The sequence below is a fragment of the Micromonospora parva genome, assembly GCF_040649675.1.
GTDB lineage: Bacteria > Actinomycetota > Actinomycetes > Mycobacteriales > Micromonosporaceae > Micromonospora > Micromonospora parva.
The window spans coordinates 143331-161758 of the sequence record NZ_JBEZFX010000005.1; the positions used below are offsets into that span (position 1 = coordinate 143331).

At 72.1% G+C, this 18428-nt stretch carries 16 protein-coding genes and 1 riboswitch; of the genes, 7 read left to right on the plus strand and 9 right to left on the minus strand.

The window, feature by feature from the left end:
• Positions 1-45: 45 nt before the first annotated feature.
• Complete coding sequence (locus AB0C03_RS14420) at positions 46-975, minus strand: ABC transporter substrate-binding protein (RefSeq protein ID WP_030334066.1); 930 nt, start codon at positions 973-975, stop codon at positions 46-48.
• A 111-nt stretch (positions 976-1086) separates the two neighbouring features.
• Positions 1087-1151: riboswitch (cobalamin riboswitch) on the minus strand.
• A gap of 180 nt (positions 1152-1331) precedes the next feature.
• On the minus strand, positions 1332-3209 hold the full coding sequence (locus AB0C03_RS14425) for a M14 family metallopeptidase (protein ID WP_210858375.1): 1878 nt from the start codon (positions 3207-3209) through the stop codon (positions 1332-1334).
• A 210-nt stretch (positions 3210-3419) separates the two neighbouring features.
• Between AB0C03_RS14425 and AB0C03_RS14430 the strand changes: the two genes are divergently transcribed.
• Entirely contained in the window at positions 3420-4757 is a 1338-nt protein-coding gene (locus AB0C03_RS14430; RefSeq protein ID WP_357637014.1) for a C39 family peptidase, read from the plus strand.
• An 87-nt stretch (positions 4758-4844) separates the two neighbouring features.
• Here AB0C03_RS14430 and AB0C03_RS14435 read toward each other — a convergent pair whose 3' ends face one another.
• The 3 genes from AB0C03_RS14435 to mqnE form a co-directional block, all read right to left on the minus strand.
• Complete coding sequence (locus AB0C03_RS14435) at positions 4845-5135, minus strand: DUF4229 domain-containing protein (RefSeq protein WP_357637016.1); 291 nt, start codon at positions 5133-5135, stop codon at positions 4845-4847.
• A gap of 73 nt (positions 5136-5208) precedes the next feature.
• The gene (locus AB0C03_RS14440) at positions 5209-5646 is read right to left on the minus strand and encodes a hypothetical protein (RefSeq protein WP_357637019.1); all 438 of its coding nucleotides are present in this window, start codon (positions 5644-5646) and stop codon (positions 5209-5211) included.
• A gap of 23 nt (positions 5647-5669) precedes the next feature.
• Entirely contained in the window at positions 5670-6839 is a 1170-nt protein-coding gene (gene mqnE, locus AB0C03_RS14445; protein ID WP_030334058.1) for an aminofutalosine synthase MqnE, read from the minus strand.
• A 239-nt stretch (positions 6840-7078) separates the two neighbouring features.
• On the opposite strand from mqnE, the gene AB0C03_RS14450 reads away from it, so the two are divergent.
• The 4 genes from AB0C03_RS14450 to AB0C03_RS14465 all read left to right on the plus strand — a co-directional run bounded on the left by AB0C03_RS14450 (position 7079) and on the right by AB0C03_RS14465 (position 13458).
• A complete protein-coding gene (locus AB0C03_RS14450; protein WP_357637024.1) occupies positions 7079-8644 on the plus strand; it encodes a C40 family peptidase in 1566 nt (521 codons plus the stop codon).
• Positions 8645-8758: 114 nt separating this feature from the next.
• Positions 8759-10483 carry a hypothetical protein gene (locus AB0C03_RS14455; protein WP_357637027.1) on the plus strand — a complete coding sequence of 575 codons (1725 nt, stop codon included), beginning with the start codon at positions 8759-8761 and terminating at the stop codon, positions 10481-10483.
• A gap of 197 nt (positions 10484-10680) precedes the next feature.
• Positions 10681-12735 (plus strand): DEAD/DEAH box helicase, encoded by a 2055-nt coding sequence (locus tag AB0C03_RS14460; protein ID WP_374224229.1) that lies wholly within the window; start codon positions 10681-10683, stop codon positions 12733-12735.
• Positions 12736-12837: 102 nt separating this feature from the next.
• Positions 12838-13458, plus strand: a complete 621-nt coding sequence (locus AB0C03_RS14465) for a putative glycolipid-binding domain-containing protein (protein ID WP_036411914.1) — start codon at positions 12838-12840, stop codon at positions 13456-13458.
• A 35-nt stretch (positions 13459-13493) separates the two neighbouring features.
• Here AB0C03_RS14465 and cds1 read toward each other — a convergent pair whose 3' ends face one another.
• The 3 genes from cds1 to AB0C03_RS14480 are packed head-to-tail and all read right to left on the minus strand — an operon-like array spanning position 13494 to position 15957.
• The gene (gene cds1 / locus AB0C03_RS14470) at positions 13494-14585 is read right to left on the minus strand and encodes an L-cysteine desulfhydrase Cds1 (protein ID WP_030334047.1); all 1092 of its coding nucleotides are present in this window, start codon (positions 14583-14585) and stop codon (positions 13494-13496) included.
• A gap of 32 nt (positions 14586-14617) precedes the next feature.
• The gene (locus tag AB0C03_RS14475; protein ID WP_030334046.1) at positions 14618-15448 is read right to left on the minus strand and encodes an SDR family NAD(P)-dependent oxidoreductase; all 831 of its coding nucleotides are present in this window, start codon (positions 15446-15448) and stop codon (positions 14618-14620) included.
• A 50-nt stretch (positions 15449-15498) separates the two neighbouring features.
• Positions 15499-15957 (minus strand): Lrp/AsnC family transcriptional regulator, encoded by a 459-nt coding sequence (locus tag AB0C03_RS14480; protein WP_030334044.1) that lies wholly within the window; start codon positions 15955-15957, stop codon positions 15499-15501.
• 270 nt (positions 15958-16227) lie between these two features.
• Between AB0C03_RS14480 and AB0C03_RS14485 the strand changes: the two genes are divergently transcribed.
• The gene (locus AB0C03_RS14485; protein WP_007454516.1) at positions 16228-16494 is read left to right on the plus strand and encodes a BldC family transcriptional regulator; all 267 of its coding nucleotides are present in this window, start codon (positions 16228-16230) and stop codon (positions 16492-16494) included.
• 118 nt (positions 16495-16612) lie between these two features.
• Here AB0C03_RS14485 and AB0C03_RS14490 read toward each other — a convergent pair whose 3' ends face one another.
• Positions 16613-17242, minus strand: a complete 630-nt coding sequence (locus tag AB0C03_RS14490; RefSeq protein WP_030334042.1) for a UbiX family flavin prenyltransferase — start codon at positions 17240-17242, stop codon at positions 16613-16615.
• Positions 17243-17394: 152 nt separating this feature from the next.
• Between AB0C03_RS14490 and AB0C03_RS14495 the strand changes: the two genes are divergently transcribed.
• Positions 17395-18378: a terpene synthase family protein gene (locus tag AB0C03_RS14495; protein ID WP_030334039.1), complete on the plus strand. Its 984-nt coding sequence runs from the start codon at positions 17395-17397 to the stop codon at positions 18376-18378.
• Positions 18379-18428: the final 50 nt, after the last annotated feature.

Below are 18428 nucleotides of genomic sequence, written 5' to 3' on the forward strand. Positions count from 1 at the left end.
GCCGGCCGGGGCGCGGGCAGTGGCCCGGTCACCGACTGACGACTGTCACGCGGGCACCTTGGCGACCGCGTCGACGATCACCCGGAGCAGGTCCACGACCCGCGGGCCCCAGCGCGAGGCGATGTCGTCGTCCAGGGCCACGACCTGGTTGTTCTTGACCGCGGTGAGGCCGGCCCAGCCGCTGCGCGCCTTGACCGTGTCGGCGTTCTGCTGGCAGCACTTGGCGTCGGCCAGGAAGACGAAGTCCGGGTCGGCCTTGACGACGAACTCCTGGGACAGCTGGGGGTAGCCGAAGTTCTTGCCGTCCGCGTCGGCCGGGTCGGCGATGTTGGTCAGGCCGACCTGGCTGTAGAGCGAGCCGATGAAGGTCTTGCTGGTGGCGCTGTACAGCTCCGGGCCCAGCTCGTGGAAGTAGGTGAGCTTCTCGGCGCGCTGCGGCAGGTCCTTGACCAGCTTGGTGATGTCGTCCTTCATCCGGGTGACCACGTCGGTGGCCTGGTCGGCGTGCCCGGTCAGCGTGCCCAGCTCGGTGATCTGCCGGTACGAGTCGTCGAGCGTGGTCGCGGCCGGGGTCTGGTACACCGGGATCTTGAGCTTGCCGAGCTGGTCGACGATCTTGTTGCGGTCGTCGGAGAGCACCACCAGGTCGGGGTTCTTACCGGCGATCGCCTCGGCGTTCGGCTGGAACGCGGAGAGGTCGGTCTTGGGCGCGTCGGCCGGGTAGTTCGACTGGTCGTCGACGGCGGTCACCTGCGGGCCGGCACCGATCGCGAAGAGCATCTCGGTGGCGGTGGGCGACAGCACGACGATCTTCTCGGGCCGCTTGTCGAGGGTGAGCGCCCCGACCGTCACCGGGTAGGCGGCGGCCGCGGTGCCGGTGCTCGGTGTGTCGTCGGCCTTCTCGGCGCAGGCGCCGAGGGTGAGCGCGGCGACCGCGAGGGTCGCCGCGAAGAGCCGAGGGGTACGTCTGTTCATGGGGCCTCCTGTCGGTCGAGGAGTGTGGTGCTTCGCCGACAGGGACTTTCGTACGCCCGCCCACGAGGCGCCCTTCCTCGAGAGCGCGTATCGCGACCGGTCCGCAGGCGACCTGGCTCGTCCCCACCGGTCGGTGGGGCATCACAGTTGCGGGACAGCGCCGGTTTCGCACCGGCTTCGCTGCGGGCTGGTCGGTAAGACGGTAGCGCACCGCCGGGACGTGCCGGATCGATCAAGGATCGATCGGCGCGCGACGATCGGTTGGACCGCCGCAGGGTGAGGGGTATGTCCCGGATCAGGAGGATCGGGAGCGGGTGGTGGGGCCCCGCCGGGGGGCGGGACGGGGCCCCACCCGATCAGGAGGACGTGATGGTGACGTTGTCCACAGCCGCCTCGACCAGACTCGCTCCGGAGGCGTCAGCCGCTTCGACGAGGATGCGGACCGACTGGCCGGCGTACGGGGTGAGGTTGAGGTTCGCGACCGCCCAGCTTCCGTTGCGGTTGCTGGCCGCGCCGGCCTGGGTGAGCAGCGCTGTCGTTCCGCCGTTGTGCACCACGCTCACCCGCAGGTAGTCCGCCGACGAGGCGTTCGAGCCGTGCGCCAGGTACCAGGCGAGCGACAGGGTCAGCGTGCCGGACGACGGCAGGGTCACCGCCGGCGACCGGGCGCTGGTCACGCCGCCGTCGACGTCGTAGTCACCGGCCGCCGAGCCGGCCAGCCGGCCGGTGACCAGATCGTTGGAGCCGGCGTACGGGGTGAGCTGCTTGGCCCCGGAGGACGTGGTCGCCTGGGCGGCACCCCGCTCGAACGCGCCAGCCGTGGCGGTGTCGGTGCCGGACGGGTTGATGGTCCAGCCGGTGGCGGTCTCGAAGGTGTCCGACCAGACAGTGGTGCCGCCACCACCGCCGCAGTACTGCGCCTGCTTGCCGATGGCCCGGTACGGGCAGTCGGCGTACTCGCTGAGGATCAGCACCGCCTCCCGGTTGCGCGAGGTCTGTGCGGGGATCACCTCGTCGGGCGGGTAGAAGCCGCCGCCGCTGGCGGAGCCCGGGTACATCTCGAAGGTGTACGCCCAGATGTTGTGGGTGGCCCACATCCAGTCGAGGCTGTCGCCGTCGGTGATGTAGAGGTCGCTGGACTGTTCCGGGGTGTAGTTGTTGGTGGCCGCCATCTGCTGGCCGATGGTGGCGAAGGTGTTGTACTGGTCCGCGTTCATCCCGGTCGCGGTGTTGGCGGTGGTGTAGCCGTACGGCCAGAGCACCAGCTGCGAGTACGTGTGGAAGTCGATGTTGGCCTTGATCTGCTGCACGCCGCCGACCACCCGGCTGTTGACGAAGTTGCGCAGCGCCTGCGTCTCGGGTGCGGAGAACGCCGACGGCCCCCGGTAGGTCTCCGACGAGGTGGAGCCGGACGAGCCACCGCAGCAACCCCAGTTGTAGCCCCAGTTGCGGTTCAGGTCGGTGCCCACGTTGGACGAGCCGCTGTTGGGCTGGCGGTTCTTGCGCCAGGACCGGTACGACCCGGTGGCGATGTCGTACTCGCTGCCGTCCGGGTTGACGGTGGGCACGATCCAGATCTCCCGGCCGTTGACGATGTTGGTGATCCGGGAGTCGCTGCCGTAGCTGTCGGTGAAGAGGTTGAGCAGATAGATCGCCATCTCGACGGTCAGGTGCTCACGGGCGTGCTGTTGGGAGTTGAACAGGATCTCCGGCTCGTTCTCGTCGGTGCCGACGTTGTCGGAGATCTTCACCGCCATCAGGTCGCGGCCCTCGTACGACGAACCGATGCTGATCTTGCGAGCGATCGCTGGATGGTCGGCGACCACCTGGTTCACGACGGCGGTCAGCTCCGCGTAGTCGTGGTAGTTGGAGTCGGCCGGCGGGAAGGCCAGGGTGCCGATCTCGCCGGCGCCGCGCTCCGCGTTCGGCGGCGGGGCGAGCGGTTCGAGCCGGAAGCCGAGCTTGCCGATCGCGGCGGCCTCGCTCGCGGTGGCCGAGATGTGCAGCACGCCGTGTTCGGAGTAGTCGATGGCGGCTCCGGTGCGGGCCACCGCGTTGCGGTCGGCGAGGGTCCGGGGCCCGAGGACCCGGTAGCTGGCGGCGGCCGACTCTGCGGTGCGGTCCGGTGCCGGTCGGGCGGCGACCGGGCCGGCGGCGACGGTGACGATGCCCAGCCCGGTGACGACAGCGAGCACCAGGACACGGCGGAAGGGGATGGGCGTGCGGAGGGCCATGGACTACCTCCTCGAAGGGCGGGAGATCCCGCTGGGTGAAGGACACTTCACCACCTGTCACATGGTCATATCAATATCGATCGCTGCCTTATGCATCCCAGGAGGATCATCACGGCGGCAATGATTTTCCACCTATCAACGTCTGGCGAAACTTCCCTCCAAGCGGAAAACTGACCAGCGACGATGCCCCCTCGACACCGCGGAGCACCCATGGCCAGATCCCGCCTGCGCGCGGCCGCCCTCGCCGGCGTCACCACGCTCACCCTGCTCGCCACCACCGCGCCCGCGATGGCGGCACACCCGCCCACCCCCGCCCACGACGAGCAGATCACCTACCAGGACTGGTCCGGGCCCGCCGACTGGCACCGGGGCAGCCGGGCCGGCACCCGCGTCGTGCCCGGCGCCCGCGCGGGCGTCACCCTGGCCCGCCCCGCCGGCACCATCGAGTACGCGGACCCGCACACCGGCGCCACCCGCACCTGGGAGTACGGCACCTGGACCTCACCGGTGACCCGGATCGGGTTCGACGCCACCGAACTGATCGCCTCCTGGAACGCGGAAACCCCGGCCGGCACCTGGATCCAGGTGGAGATGCAGGGCAACTACACCAGCGGCGACCAGACCCCGTGGTACGTGCTGGGCCGCTGGGCGTCCGGCGACACCGACATCAAGCGGACCACCGTCAACCGACAGGGCGACCCCTGGTCGACGATCTGGACCGACACGTTCAGCATCGACGACGCCGCGGCCGGGGTGCTGCTGCGGTCGTACCAGCTCAAACTGACCCTCTACCGCGCGCCCGGGCAGAGCGCCGCGCCGGTGGTCCGGATGCTGGGCGCGATGAGCTCGACAGTGCCGGACCGGTTCACAGTGCCGCCGAGCGCCGGGCACATCGCCTGGGGCGTCGAACTGCCGGTGCCGCGCTACTCGCAGAACGTGCACAGCGGGCACTACCCCGAGTACGACGGCGGCGGCGAGGCGTGGTGCTCGCCCACCTCGACCGAGATGGTGGTCGAGTACTGGGGCCGCGGACCGTCGGCGGCCGACACCTCCTGGGTCGACCCCACCTACCCCGATCCGACGGTCAACCACGCCGCGCGGATGACCTACGACTACGCGTACGACGGCGCGGGCAACTGGCCGTTCAACACCGCGTACGCGGCCAGCTTCCCCGGGCTGGAGGGTCGGGTGACCCGGCTGCACTCGCTGGACGAGCTGGAGCGTTTCATCGCCGCCGGCATCCCCGTGGTGACCAGCCAGTCCTTCCTCGCCAGCGAACTGGACGGCGCCAACTACGGCACCTCCGGGCACCTGTTCGTGGTGGTCGGCTTCACCGCCGACGGCGACGTCATCGTCAACGACCCCGCCTCGTCCAGCAACGACGTGGTGCGCAACGTCTACAAGCGGGCGCAGTTCGAGCAGATCTGGCTGCGGACCAAGCGCACCAACGCCAGCGGCGGCGTCTCCGGCGGCTCCGGCGGCATCGCCTACCTGATCAAGCCCACCGCAAAGCCCTGGCCCAAGGTCCCCGGCTCCACCAACTGGTAGGCCCACCCCTCCCGCCACCCGCCTCTTCGGAGTTGATCATGAGGTTAGCGGCCGCCACTCGGTGTGTCGTAGCCGCTAACCTCATGATCAACGCGGGGAGTCGGTGGGCGGGTCGGTGGGATTGGGGTTTGGGGGGTTTTCGCCGGCCAGGGCGGAGCGGAGGCGTTCCTTCTCCACCTTGCGGCGCTCGGCCGCTTCGGCGATCTCCCCGGCCATCTCGTCCCGCCAACCGCGCAGCAGGAAGAAGGAGAGCGCGGCGGAGAACACCAACGCCAGCATCAGCTTCAGGAACACGTTCATGTCGATCAGCCAGAGGCCCGCCAGCACGGCGACGAACAGCCCGATCCGGCCCAGCGTGTACTTGAGCGCGGCGCTCACCTGCACCACTCCGTTCTCTCCGTCGCCCGCCACTGCCGGCGGAAGGTTCGAGCCGCCCGGCGGGCGGTAGTGCTCAGCCGGTCCGCCGGGCCAGCCAGCGGACGCCCGGGAACCAGATGGCCGCGTACGCCACTGTGAACGCCCCCGCCGCCAACGCGCCGGACAGCAGCGGCGGCAATCCGGAGCCCAGACCGGCGACCAGGAGCCCGGCGAACACCCCGACGGCAGCCGCGACCACCGCTGCCGCCACTCTGGCCGCGCCGAACTCCCAGGCCCGGAAGTCGTCCCAGAACAGCCAGGCCGGCAGGATCACCGCCAGCCAGCCGTTGGTGTGCCCGAAGTCGCCGGCGCCGATCGAGGCGAACGCCCAGTCGAACAGCACCAACGCGAGCACGCCGATGACCAGGCCGGCCAGGCACACCCCGAGCAGGTCGCCCAGGGTACTGATGCGGCCCTGGTCGTCCCGGCGGGGAAAGCCGCCCTGCTGCTCAGATCCTCGTTGCTCGGTCATCGACTGCGAGGGTACGTGGCGACTCAGGCCCAGACCTGCTGCGGCTCGGCGCGCCGCTCGGCCAGCGACGGGGCCTTGTCGTACTCCCGGACCACGTTGTAGCGGGTGTCCCGCTCGACCGGCTGGAAGCCGGCGTCCCAGATCAGGTGCAGCAGGTCGTCGCGGTGCATGGTGTTCGGGGTGCCGTACGAGTCGGCGTCGTGAGTGATCTTGTATTCGACGACGGAACCGTCCAGGTCGTCCACGCCGAAGTTCAACGACAGCTGAGCCACCGACAGCCCGTGCATCACCCAGAAGTTCTTCAGGTGCGGCACGTTGTCGAAGAGCAGCCGGGAGACGGCGAACGTCTTCAGCGACTCGGCCGGCGAGGCCATCGTGGTGCGGGCCTGGATCCGGTTACGGATCTTGCCGTCCGCCGAGTCGACGAAGTCGTGCTGGTAGCGCAGCGGGATGAAGACCGCGAACCCGCCGGTCTCGTCCTGCAACTCGCGCAGCCGCAGCACGTGGTCGACGCGGTGGCGGGGCTCCTCGATGTGGCCGTACAGCATCGTCGCCGGGGTCTTCATGCCCTTGCTGTGCGCCAGGGCGTGGATCCGCGACCAGTCTTCCCAGTGGCAGGCGTGGTCGACGATGTGCTGGCGGACCTCCCAGTCGAAGATCTCCGCGCCACCACCGGTCAGCGACTCCAGGCCGGCGTCCATCAGCTCGTCGAGGATCTCGTCGGCGCTCAGGCCGCTGATCTTCTCGAACCACTGCACCTCGGTCGCCGTGAAGCACTTGAGCTTGACGGTCGGCAGCGCCGCCTTCAGCTCACGCAGCACCTTCGGGTAGTAACGCCAGGGCAACGTGGGGTGCAGACCGTTGACGATGTGCAGCTCGGTGAGCTGCTCGTCCTCCATCTCCTTGGCCTTGCGGACCGCCTCGTCGATGCGCATCGTGTACGCGTCCTTCTCGCCCGGCTTGCGCTGGAACGAGCAGTACGCACACGACGCCGAACAGACGTTGGTCAGGTTGAGGTGCCGGTTGACGTTGAACATCACCCGGTCGCCGTTCAGCTCGGTGCGCTTGTGGTGCGCCAGCCGCCCCAGCCAGGTCAGGTCGTCGCTCTCGTAGAGGGCGACCCCGTCCTCCCGGGTCAGCCGCTCACCGGCGTACACCTTCGCTTCGAGCTCACGCTTGAGTCCGGCGTCCATGGCACGTCCCTTCCACCTGCGGTCCGGATCGAGCGTACGTCGCGACGCCGACGGGCCCGGCGGCACGGTCGGCGGCAGCGACCCACTTCACCAGACTCTCAGCCTCCCGTAACCCGACAACGCATCGACATGAGTGGCGAGGTGCGGTAGTAACAAGGTGGGGCGGAACACACACACTGGTACCGTCCCGGCGGTCGCGCCCACCGAGCGCGACGACGAGCGGTTGGACGGGGAGCGGCATGGTCTACAGCGGGCGCGGGCGACGGCAGCGACGACGGAGCCCGGTGATCTCGCCGGTCCTGCGTCCGAAGCTCTGGGCCGCCCTGCTCGGTGCCATCGCCGCAGCGGTGCTGGCCACCCCCGCGTACGCGGAGCCCGGCGTGCCGACCACCGTGCCGGACACCGGCTCCCGCCCGGCGGTCACCGGCTCGCTCCAGTTGCCCGGCGGCGCACCGGTCGCCGGCGTGCCCGTCCCGCCGGTGGTCAACATCGGCAGCGGCCCGCTGGCCACCGCGATCGCCGCCGGCGAGGTTCAGGTCGGCACGCTCGGCGAGGCGTTGCTGGTCAGCCGACAGAAACGCGTCGACGCGCAGGCCCAGCTCGACGCGGCCGGCAAGGCGCTGGCGACCGCACAGGACGCCCTGCTGCGGGCCCAGCAGACCGCCGACACCGCCGCCGCCGAGGCCATCAAGCAGGCCGCCGCGCTCCCGCCGGGCGACCTCGCCCAGGACATCCGTGGGCTGAGCCGCCTGCAGGCGATCACCCGTGGCGAGAAGGTCGACGGCGGCACCACCGGGGTGGCCGGGGAGCTGTCCCGGGCCCGCGCCGGTGAGCAGGCCGCGTACCAGAAGCACAGCGAGGCCAAGGACCTGCTCGCCGCCGCCGAGCTGGAGTTCACCACTGGCGAGACGGCGCTGCGCGCCGCCGAGGCGAGCCTGCTCAAGCTGCGCAAGGACAACGCCGCCGCGCTGATCGAGATCGAACGCCAGCAGGAAGCCACCGAGCAGCAGATCGGCGCCGGCTACGTCTCCAACCAGAGCATCAGCGGCATGGCCGCGCACCCCCGGGCACTGGCCGCGGTCCGGTACGCGCTCGCCCAGCTCGGCGACCCGTACAAGTGGTCCGAGGAGGGGCCGAACCAGTTCGACTGCTCCGGCCTGATGTGGGCGGCGTACCGCTCCCCCGGTGCCGACTACTTCGACCTGCCCCGGGTCTCCCGCGACCAGTACGCGGCCACCCGGGGACGCACGGTTCCGCAGAGCGCGCTGCTCCCCGGCGACCTGCTCTTCTTCGCCTCGGGCAGCAGCTGGACGACGATCCACCACGTCGGCATGTACATCGGCAACGGCAAGATGGTGCAGGCACCCACCACCGGCGACGTCGTCAAGATCTCGGTCGTCCGTTGGTCCCGGCTGTACGCCGCCACCCGGGTGATCGGCGCGGTGCCGGCACCGGCCGTGACCAATCCGACCCCGCCCGTCACGACCCCGCCCGTCTCGCCCCCGAAGCCGACGCCGCCGAAGCCCACGCCCACGCCGACGAAGACCACCAAGCCGACGCCCACGCCGACGCCGACGAAGACCACCAAGCCGACCCCGACGCCGACCTTGACGACCACCCCGACGCCCACGCCGACCGGCAGCACCACGCCGAAGCCGTCGAACACCCCGAGCAACACTCCGACGACCCTGCCGCCGGCACCGCCCAGCGCACCGAACAGCGCGTCTCCGACGACCACGCCGAAGGCCAGCACGAGCGCGACCGGCACCCGCAGCGCGACGGCCACCCCCAGCGACGCGGGCTGATCCGCCACGACCCGCTCCGGCTGTCCGCTCGGGGAGATCTGTGGCACCGTGACAACCAGGCACATCCGACCCGACGTCACGGGTCCGGGTGCGAGCATGGCGCGGAGGGCGGAAATGGCCGAGCAGAAAGATCCGGCGGAGACTGTCGACCCCGTGGTCGACCAGGCCGACCCACCAGGGCCGGACACCGCCGACCCGGTGACCGCCGCCAGCCCGGCAGGCACCAGCCCGGCAGACAGCGACGCCAGCCCGGCCGACGCCGGCTCCGCTGACAGCGACGCCGGCCCGGCAGGCACCGGCTCCGCTGACAGCGACGCCAGCCCGGCCGACACCGTCGACCCGGTGACCGCCGCCAGCCCGGCCGACCGCTCCGCTGACAGTGATGCCGAGGCGGCCGACAGCGACATCAGCTCAATCGCCAGTGGCGCCGAGTCTGCCGACAGCAGCACGGCACCGGTCGCGGACGCCTCGACCGACGCCGATGACGATGCGCCCGCCGCCGAGGTACCCGCCGGTGCCGCCCCCGGCGGAACGGACGCCGCCGTGGACAGCGGCGGGACCGACGCCGCCACGGACAGCAGCGGGACCGACGCCGGGGAGCCGGCAGTGGTCGACGCGCCCCCTGCTCAGGCCACCGCACCGGTACGCGCCCGCGCCAGCGTCGTGACCGCCACGGCGCGCCGGGCCGACATGCCGGCCAGTGCTCCGAGCACGGCGACCACCTACCGGGCGACCGGCTCGGCCAGCCCGGCCGGCTCGGCCGACGTGTCATTGCCGGGTCAGCGGCACGGCTCCCCCGCGCCCGCCCGGGCCAGCGCCACGGTTCCGAGCGGCAGCCGGGGCACGGCCGGCACCCTGGGCAGCCCGGATCCTCGGGAGAGCACGCCCGGCGTCTACCGGTCCGCGCCGGTGGGCACCGAGCCGGAGCCGGCCCCGACGCCCTCGACTCCGGAGCCGGAGCCCGCCCCACCCGGCCCCGGGCCGACGCAGCCGCCGCCACCCGAGCCGGAGCCCGCACCGGCCCCGGGTCCGTACCCGCCCGGGCCGACGCCGACGCCGAACCCCCGCCCAACGCCGCCGCCCGGTCCGGTTCCGCCCGTTCCGGGCCCGCCCATCCCGCCGCCCTCGCCGGTGCCGCCCATTCCCGGCCCGCCGTCGCCGCCCGTCCCGAGCCCGCCGCTGCCGCCACCCGGTCCGCCGGTGCCGGCACCGCCAGCCCCGCCCGGCCCGATGCCGGCACCGCCGTTTCCGCCGCCACCGGCGATGACCGACACGCCCGGCGTACGGGCCACCGCGTCGGTCTCCGCACCGCCATCCGGGTGGTCACCCACCGGTGGGGCGACCCGCCCGATGTCCGCCGGCGGATGGGCCCCGCCAGCCGCCTCCGCACCGCCGGTGGTTCCCGCGCCAGCGCTGCCGAGCTGGCCGCCGTCGACCACCGGGGCTCCGTCGTCGACCCGGAACAGCACCATGAACTCCCGGACGACCGCGCCGCCGAGCGGCCCTCCGGCCGGTTCCGCCGGACGGGTTACGGCCGGCACCCGTGGTGTGCGGCACGACGGCGGCTCCGACCTGGCCGGCACCGTCTACGGCAACGGCGAGGGGGCCGGATTCACCACTGTCGCGATACCCGCCAACGCGGTGGAGACCTCCGGCTCGTTGACCGGGCACATCCTGGCCCAGGGCTGGTCCGACACGCCGACCGAACGGTCCAGCAACGCCCGGGTGATGATCGTCCTGGCCGCCGCTCTGGGGCTGCTGGTGGCGATCAGCGTCGCGGTCGTCCTGCTCGCCGGCGACGCCCTGGACGGTCTGGTGGGCAGCGTGCTCAACGGGTGAGCCAGCGAGCGCCAGCGATGGTGAGTCCGCCCACTACGGTCGGACAACCGGCTGGCGGCTTCGCCGGACCGCCGTACACTGGATGAGATCACTGACCCGGCGCGCGTGGTGTGCGCCCCTGGGCGATCTTGCGGGCGATCCGGCGGCACAGCCGCGGCAGGCCATCGCGAAGATGCGCCCCGCTCGAAAGGTTTTTGTTGACCACCTCTGCTGACCCCAGCACCGTTACGTCCGTTTTCAACTCAGTCCCGGCGGCCGACACCGCACGGGAGCAGCTCGACGTCGCTCCGGGCGAGGCCGCCACCCCGCAGGCCGAGCCCGTGCCGACGGAGACCGCCGACCCGATCAGTTTCACTACCCTCGGCCTGCCCGACCCGCTGGTCCGCGCACTGGCGCAGCAGGGCATCACCAGCCCGTTCGAGATCCAGCGGGCCACCCTTCCGGACGCGCTCGCCGGCCGCGACGTGCTGGGTCGGGGGCAGACCGGTTCCGGCAAGACGCTCGCCTTCGGCCTGCCGATGATCGCTCGGCTGGCCGACCGCAACCGGGCCCGGCCGATGCGCCCGCGCGCCCTGGTGCTGGTGCCCACCCGAGAGCTGGCCATGCAGGTCAACGACGCTCTGGTGCCGCTGGGCAAGGCCGTCGGCATCTTCCTCAAGACCGCCGTCGGCGGCGTTCCGTACGACCGTCAGATCGACGCGCTGCGTCGCGGTGTGGAGATCATCGTGGCCACCCCGGGGCGGCTCGGCGACCTCATCGAGCGGGGCATCTGCCAGCTCGACGACGTCGAGGTCACGGTGCTCGACGAGGCCGACCAGATGGCCGACATGGGCTTCCTGCCCGAGGTGACCGAGCTGCTGGCGAAGACGCCGGCGAACGGTCAGCGGCTGCTCTTCTCGGCCACCCTGGACGGTGACGTCGACGCGTTGGTCAAGCGGTTCATGACCGACCCGGTCACCCACTCCACCGCGCCGTCCACCGCCTCGGTGTCCACCATGGACCACCACATGCTGTTGATCCCGCCGCACGAGAAGTTCCCGGTGGCGGCCTCGATCGCCGCCCGGGACGGCCGGACGATGGTCTTCGCCCGTACCCAGCTCGGGGTGGACCGGCTGGTCGAGCAGCTCGCGGCCGTCGGCGTACGCGCCGGTGGGCTGCACGGCGGCAAGACCCAGCGGATGCGCACCAAGACGCTTGCCGAGTTCCGCGAGGGCCGGATGAACGTGCTGGTCGCCACGGACGTGGCGGCGCGGGGCATCCACGTCGACGGAGTCACCCTGGTGCTGCACGTCGACCCGCCGAAGGACCCGAAGGACTACCTGCACCGTGCGGGTCGTACCGCCCGGGCCGGCGAGTCTGGTGCGGTCGCCACGTTGGTGCTGCCGAAGCAGCGCCGTACCACCCTGGCGATGATGGAGAAGGCCGGCGTCGCGCCGGCCGAGACCCGGGTCCGGGTCGGTGACGCGGCGTTGGCCGAGCTGGTCGGCGCCCGCGAGCCCAGTGGCGTCCCGGTCCGCGTCGAGGCGGAGCCCCGGGGCTACGGCGACCGCTCCGGCGGCTCGCGCCGGTTCGACGACCGGGCCGGCGGCCCGCGTCGGTTCGGTGACCGCTCAGGCGGCGAGCGTCGCTACGGCGACCGCCCGCAGGGCGACCGGCGCTTCGGCGACCGGCCCACCGGCGAGCGCCGCTTCGGCGACCGGGCCCAGGGCGACCGCCCGCAGGGCGACCGGGGCTACGGCGACCGGCCGCAGGGCGACCGCCGCTACGGCGACCGGCCCACCAGCGAGCGCCGCTTCGGCGACCGCCCGCAGGGTGACCGTGGCTACGGCGACCGCCCGCAGGGTGACCGACGCTTCGGCGACCGGCCCACCGGCGAGCGTCGCTTCGGCGACCGGGCCCAGGGCGACCGCCCGCAGGGCGACCGTGGCTACGGCGACCGCCCGCAGGGCGAGCGGCGTTACGCCGATCGGGACACCCGGGGGTACGGCGACCGGCCGCAGGGCGAGCGTCGGTTCGGGGACCGGCCGCAGTTCGGTGACCGGGACGGTCGGGGCGATCGGCCGACCGGCGAGCGGCGCTTCGGCGACCGGCCGCAGGGTGAGCGGCGCTTCGGCGACCGGGACGCTCGCGGTGGTTTCCGCCCGGAGAGCCGGGTCCGCGACGACCGGCCCCGTGACGACCGGCAGCGCGATGACCGGCCGCGCGACGACCGGCGCGGTTTCGGCGGGCGACCGCCAGCGCGTACCCACTGATTGATCCACCGAACGCCGTCGCGAAGCCCAGGCTTCGCGGCGGCGTTCGCGCATGCCCTGCCGATGCCGACCGGGTCGCGTAACGTCCGGCTCATGCCGACCATGCCGAAGTCAATCTTCTGGTCCCGGACGGACACCGCCGGCAGCGAGCAGGTCCTGCTCGACGACGGCCACGGGTTGGCGGCCAGGGGCACGCTGCTCGCCGTGGACCCGGTCCCGTGGACCGCCCGCTACCAGCTGACCACCACGCCGGACTGGGCCACCGCGCGGGTCGAGGTCGAGGCCGAGGGTCCCGGCTGGCTGCGCCGGGTGACGCTGGAGCGGGCCGTGGGCCGGTGGCGGGTCACCACCGCCGAGCAGGGCGACCTGGACGCGGCCCTCGTCGTGGCCGGTCATCCCCGGGCCGGGCTGCCCGGCACCGACGACCCGGACCGACTGGCCGACGCGCTCGACGTCGACCTGAGCGGCTCGCCGCTGTTCAACGCCCTGCCGTATCACCGGCTCAGGATGGCGGCCGAGCCCGCCGACGTGGCCCACCGGATCACCGTCGCCTGGGTGCTGCTGCCCGGCCTGGAGGTGGTGCCGGCCGAGCAGATCTACACCGGGCTCGGGCCGGGGCGGATGCGCTTCGCCAGCGGCACCTTCACCGCCGACATCGATCTGGACGACAGCGGCTATGTGGTGCGCTACCCCGGGCTGGCCGAACGGATCGACCCCCGCTGACCGACACCGAGCCCGGCCACGGCCCGCTTGGCGGTTCAGCCGGGCCAGACTCCGGTGGCCAGGAAGCGGTCGATCGTGGCCAGGTGCGGGGTCAGGTCGAGGCCCTGGGCGCTCACCCAGTCGTCGGCGTAGTACGTGTCGGCGTACCGGTCGCCGGGGTCGCAGATCAGGGTGACCACCGAACCGGTCCGACCCTCGGCGAGCATCGCGGCGATCAGGCCGAACGCGCCCCACAGGTTGGTGCCGGTGGAGCCGCCCACCCGACGGCCCAGCAGCGCCGATCCGGCGCGCATCGCGGCCAGCGACGCCGCGTCCGGCACCTGGACCATCCGGTCCACCACCGAGGGCAGGAACGACGCCTCCACGGTGGGCCGGCCGATCCCCTCGATGCGGGAGCCCTTCCCGGTCCGTACCGACCAGTCGGCGGCCAGCCAGGCCGGGTAGAACGCCGAGTTCTCCGGGTCGACCACGCAGAGCTTGGTGGCGAGCCGGCGGTACCGGGCGTACCGGCCGATTGTCGCGCTGGTGCCCCCGGTGCCGGCACCCACCACCACCCAGGCGGGGATCGGGTGCCGCTCCAGCTCCAGCTGCGCGTAGATCGACTCGGCGATGTTGTTGTTGCCCCGCCAGTCGGTCGCCCGCTCGGCGTAGGTGAACTGGTCCATGAAGTGCCCGCCGGAGTCCTCGGCGAGCCACCGGGCCTCGACCACCACACTCGCCGGGTCGTCCACCAGGTGGCACCGGCCGCCCTGGAACTCGATCTGCGCGATCTTCTCCGGTGAGGTGGAGGCGGGCATCACCGCGATGAACGGCAGGCCCAGCATCCGGGCGAAGTACGCCTCGGAGACCGCAGTGGAACCCGACGACGCTTCGACGATCGTGGTGCGCGGCCCGATCCAGCCGTTGCAGAGCCCGTACAGGAACAACGAGCGGGCCAGCCGGTGCTTCAGGGAGCCGGTGGGGTGTGACGACTCGTCCTTCAGATAGAGGTCGATCCCCCATTCGCGGGGCAGCGGGAACGGCAGCAGGTGGGTGTCGGCCGAGCGGTTCGCGTCCGCCTCGACGGTGGCGATCGCCTCGGTCACCCAGGTCCGGCTGGATTCGTCGCACCTGTCGAGATGAGTCACGCTCGGAAACGTAGCAAGCTGACCAGGGGTGGTCAGCGCCGGTCCGGCGATGCCGACCGGCGGCGTTGGCGGCGCTGACCTGCGCGGCCCGCGGCGCGGACCAGTGGGGTCAGTGTGACGGCCAACCTGGGCAGCGCGTCCAACAGACGCACCTGCGCACCCCGCCAGCGGGGCAGGCTGACCACCGGGCGTGGTCGGCGGGCCAGCCGGACCACCCGGGCCGCCACCCGCTGCGCGGTCAGCATCGACCCGGTGAACGAGGCCACCGCCCCCGGGTCGTCCAGCCGGTCGTGCAGCATCGGGGTCCAGATGCCGTCCGGGCAGAGGCAGGAGACGTGCACCCGCCGGTAGCCGGCCATCCGCAGGTCGGACAGGGTGCCGAGGCTGAACGCCAGCAGTGCGTGCTTGCTGGCCGCGTACACCGTCTCGCCGGGCGCGGCGATCAGCCCGGCCAGCGAGACGACGTTGAGCACGTGCCCGTGGCCCTGCGCGCGCATCACGGTCAGCGCGGCGAGGGTGCCGTTCATGGCGCCGTGGGCGTTCACGTCGAGCACTCGGCGGCGAGTCGGGGCGTCGTGCTCCCACGACGCCCCGGTGACCAGGATTCCGGCGTTGTTCACCCAGAGTGCGAGGTCACCCCGGCTCGCCGCGTTCGCGGCGATGGCGCGGCAGGCGTCCTCGTCCCGGACGTCCAGGGCTGCCGACCAGCCGCCGAGCGGTGCCGCGGCGGCCCGCACCGCCGCCGGGTCGAGGTCGGTGAGCAGCACCGACCAGCCGTCGGCGTGCAGCGCGGTGGCGATGGCGCGGCCCAGGCCCCCGGCGGCGCCGGTCACCACGGCCACGGGACGCGCCGGAGGGGTCATCGGCGCACGCTACCGCCGGTCGACCGGGCGACACCAGGGGTACGGGATGGTCAGGTCGCGGTCGGGCCGACCGGCTGCGGGCGGTTCTCCCACTTCGTGGAGAGCGCGATGGCGGTACGGGTGGAGGCGACCCCCGGTGTCCGGTTCAACCGCACGATCAACTGCTCCAGTTCGGCGATCGTGCCGACCCGCGCCTTGAGCAGGAACGACTCCACGCCGGCCATGAAGTAGCAGGACTCGATCTCGGGCAGCACCCGCAGCGACTCGAGCATGTCGTCGGTGTCGGCACCGGAGTCCTCGACGATGCCGATCAGCGCGGTGACACCCAGCCCGATCGACTCCGGGGCCACGTCCGCGCGGTAGCCCCGAACAACCCCGCTGCTCTCCAGTTTGCCGACCCGTTCGTGCACGGCCGGGGCGGAGAGGCCCACCTGTCGGGCCAGCTCGGCGTACGAGAGGCGCGCGTTGCCGCGCAGCAGGTCGACGAGGCTCAGGTCGATGGCATCCACAGAGAGTGACCCTAACCGTTGCCACGTAACGTGCGGCCTTCGGCACCCGTTGGACTGAGCGGTGAGTCACTGTTCAAAAACCGGCGGTCAGGGCAGAGGTAGCACCAGTAACATTACTAACTCCCCACTCAGTGCATTTTTCGCGTTTGGGCGGACAGGCCATGTCCCTGGTGCTGTAATTGCCATACGTCCCTCATGACGGCTCTGGGCTACGCACCAGCCGGGGGCAGTGTGTTCAGCCGGGGGCTTCGTCGACGCGAGGAGGGGGCTGTGGACACTGGAGATCGCCTGCTGACACCGGGTGAGGTCGCCGCGCTGTTTCGGGTAGACCCGAAAACTGTGACGAGATGGGCGGCGGCCGGCCGGATAGGAAGCATCCGGACTCCAGGCGGGCATCGCCGGTTTCGGGAATCCGAGGTGCGGGCCCTGCTTGAGGGGGAGGGCATGCTGGACGAGGTGGATGAGGTCGGAAAGCCACGCAATGTGGGGCCGGCCGCTTCCACGGGGCCGGGTCCGGCCAACGCCGGCATGTACTGAACTGGTGCGGACAACGCCACGCGGACCGGACACCAGTCCGGTCCGCGTCCCACTTCGGTCGACCGTCGTGCGGCAACGCTGCTCGTCCTGAGCAGCACTGTTCGGCACGAGCGGCGGCTCAGCTTCGCGCTGCGCCGAGCTGGCCGGACCACCGCCGGAACAGGGTGTGTGGGACGCCGAGGGCGTCCAGCACCTTGCCGGCCACGAAGTCGACCAGTTGCTGCGCGCTGGCCGCCGCGCCGGCACCGTAGAAGCCGGGGCTGGCCGGCAGCACCACAGCGCCCGCGTCGTGCAGCGCGATGAGGTGTTCCAGATGACTGCGGGTCACTGGTGTCTCCCGGGGCACCAGCACCACGGGTCGGCGTTCCTTGAGGTTGACCTCGGCGGCGCGCTGCAACAGGTCCTTGGAGAGCCCGATCGCGACGCCCGCGCAGGCCGCCGTGCTGGCCGGGACGACGGCCATCCCGCGTACCCGGTAGGAGCCGCTGCTCGGCCCGGCGGCCAGGTCACCGGCCGGCCAGTGCCGGACATCCGCAGAGGTCAGGTCCCGGCCGAGCCAGGCGGCGAGGTCCTCGGCCCAGTGCCCGTCACGGAAGGGCCGGCCGGTCTCGTCGAGCACTGTGAGTCGTGCCGCCCGGGACACGATCAGGTCCACCGGCTCGCCCGCGTCGAGCAGCCCGCCGATGACGGCCGCCGCGTACGGCGTACCGGAGGCACCGGAGACCCCGACCACCCATGGTTCCCGCATACCCCCAGCCTGCCTGGTCCGGCTGGTCCGCCGGTGGGCACCCCCGGGGTCGGTACGGTCCGACATGTCGGGCGGGGCACCTGTGCCTCCCGCCGACCTGACATGCTGCGGCTGGCGATTCGCACCGGAACCATCTCGTAGAGGAGGCATCGGTGACGACCGGCGAGATCCTCCGGGCGCTGCGTGCCGAATGTCCGATCCCGTCCCAGCTGCCCGCACACGCCGACCGGGTGCAGGGCTGGCTGCTCGATCTGCTGCCCGAGCTTGGCCTGCCACTGGACGACGCCGCGCTGCGCCGGCTGTCCCGGGGGGCCTTCGCCCGGTACGCCGGGCGGCTCTACCCCGGGGCGACCGAAGCCGACCTGCGGGTGCTGACCGCGCTGTTCACCTGGTTCTTCCTGGTCGACGACGCCTGCGACGGGCCGAACCGGTTGACTCCGGAGCAGATCCGGGCGTTGCGCAACGGCACCCTGGCACTGCTGCACGACGGCGCCCGGCTGCGGCAGACCGGGCTGAGCGGGCCGCTGCGGCGACTGCTGGTGCTGGCGTGGCGGGAGCCGCGCCGCCGGATGCCGGCCCGGTGGCGGCTGCGCTTCGCCGACGCGGTGGCCCGACACCTCGACGGCACCTGGCAGGAGGCGGTCAACAAGGAGACCGGCCGCCGCCCGAGCGTCGACGAGTACGTCGAGCTGCGTCGGGCGACGTCGGCGGCGGAGGTGTCGTACCCGCTCGTGGAGTTCGTCAGCGGCCGACCGTTGCCCGACCCGGTCTACCACCACCCGCTGCTGCGTCAGATCGCCCGCACCGGCAACGACCTGCTCTCCTGGTACAACGACCTGGCCTCGCTGGACCGGGACCGGACGACCGCCGGCGGGCACAATCTGGTCCTCGCCCTGCAGGCCGAGCTCGACCTGCCGGAGGCGGAGGCGGTCGAACGCGCGGCCGAGCACTGGCGGGAGGCGATGCGACGTTTCGTCGCGCTGCGCGCCGCGGTGCCGTCGTTCGGTCCGGCGTTGGACAGGGCGGTCGCCGACCATCTCGACGGGGTCGCGTACGCCGTGCGCGGGACCATCGACTGGACCTTCGAGAGCGCCCGCTACCCCGTCAGCGCCGCACCACCAGCCCCGGAGCCGTAGGCCGGGCCGGATCACCCAGCCCCAGACCCATCGGCCGGGCCGGATCACCC

Coding starts and splice junctions, on each gene's coding strand:
- AB0C03_RS14420 (WP_030334066.1), bottom strand. CDS start 975: ATGAACAGACGTACCCCTCGGCTCTTCGCGGCGACCCTCGCGGTCGCC.
- AB0C03_RS14425 (WP_210858375.1), bottom strand. CDS start 3,209: ATGGCCCTCCGCACGCCCATCCCCTTCCGCCGTGTCCTGGTGCTCGCT.
- AB0C03_RS14430 (WP_357637014.1), top strand. CDS start 3,420: ATGGCCAGATCCCGCCTGCGCGCGGCCGCCCTCGCCGGCGTCACCACG.
- AB0C03_RS14440 (WP_357637019.1), bottom strand. CDS start 5,646: ATGACCGAGCAACGAGGATCTGAGCAGCAGGGCGGCTTTCCCCGCCGG.
- mqnE (WP_030334058.1), bottom strand. CDS start 6,839: ATGGACGCCGGACTCAAGCGTGAGCTCGAAGCGAAGGTGTACGCCGGT.
- AB0C03_RS14450 (WP_357637024.1), top strand. CDS start 7,079: ATGGTCTACAGCGGGCGCGGGCGACGGCAGCGACGACGGAGCCCGGTG.
- AB0C03_RS14455 (WP_357637027.1), top strand. CDS start 8,759: ATGGCCGAGCAGAAAGATCCGGCGGAGACTGTCGACCCCGTGGTCGAC.
- AB0C03_RS14465 (WP_036411914.1), top strand. CDS start 12,838: ATGCCGAAGTCAATCTTCTGGTCCCGGACGGACACCGCCGGCAGCGAG.
- AB0C03_RS14475 (WP_030334046.1), bottom strand. CDS start 15,448: ATGACCCCTCCGGCGCGTCCCGTGGCCGTGGTGACCGGCGCCGCCGGG.
- AB0C03_RS14490 (WP_030334042.1), bottom strand. CDS start 17,242: ATGCGGGAACCATGGGTGGTCGGGGTCTCCGGTGCCTCCGGTACGCCG.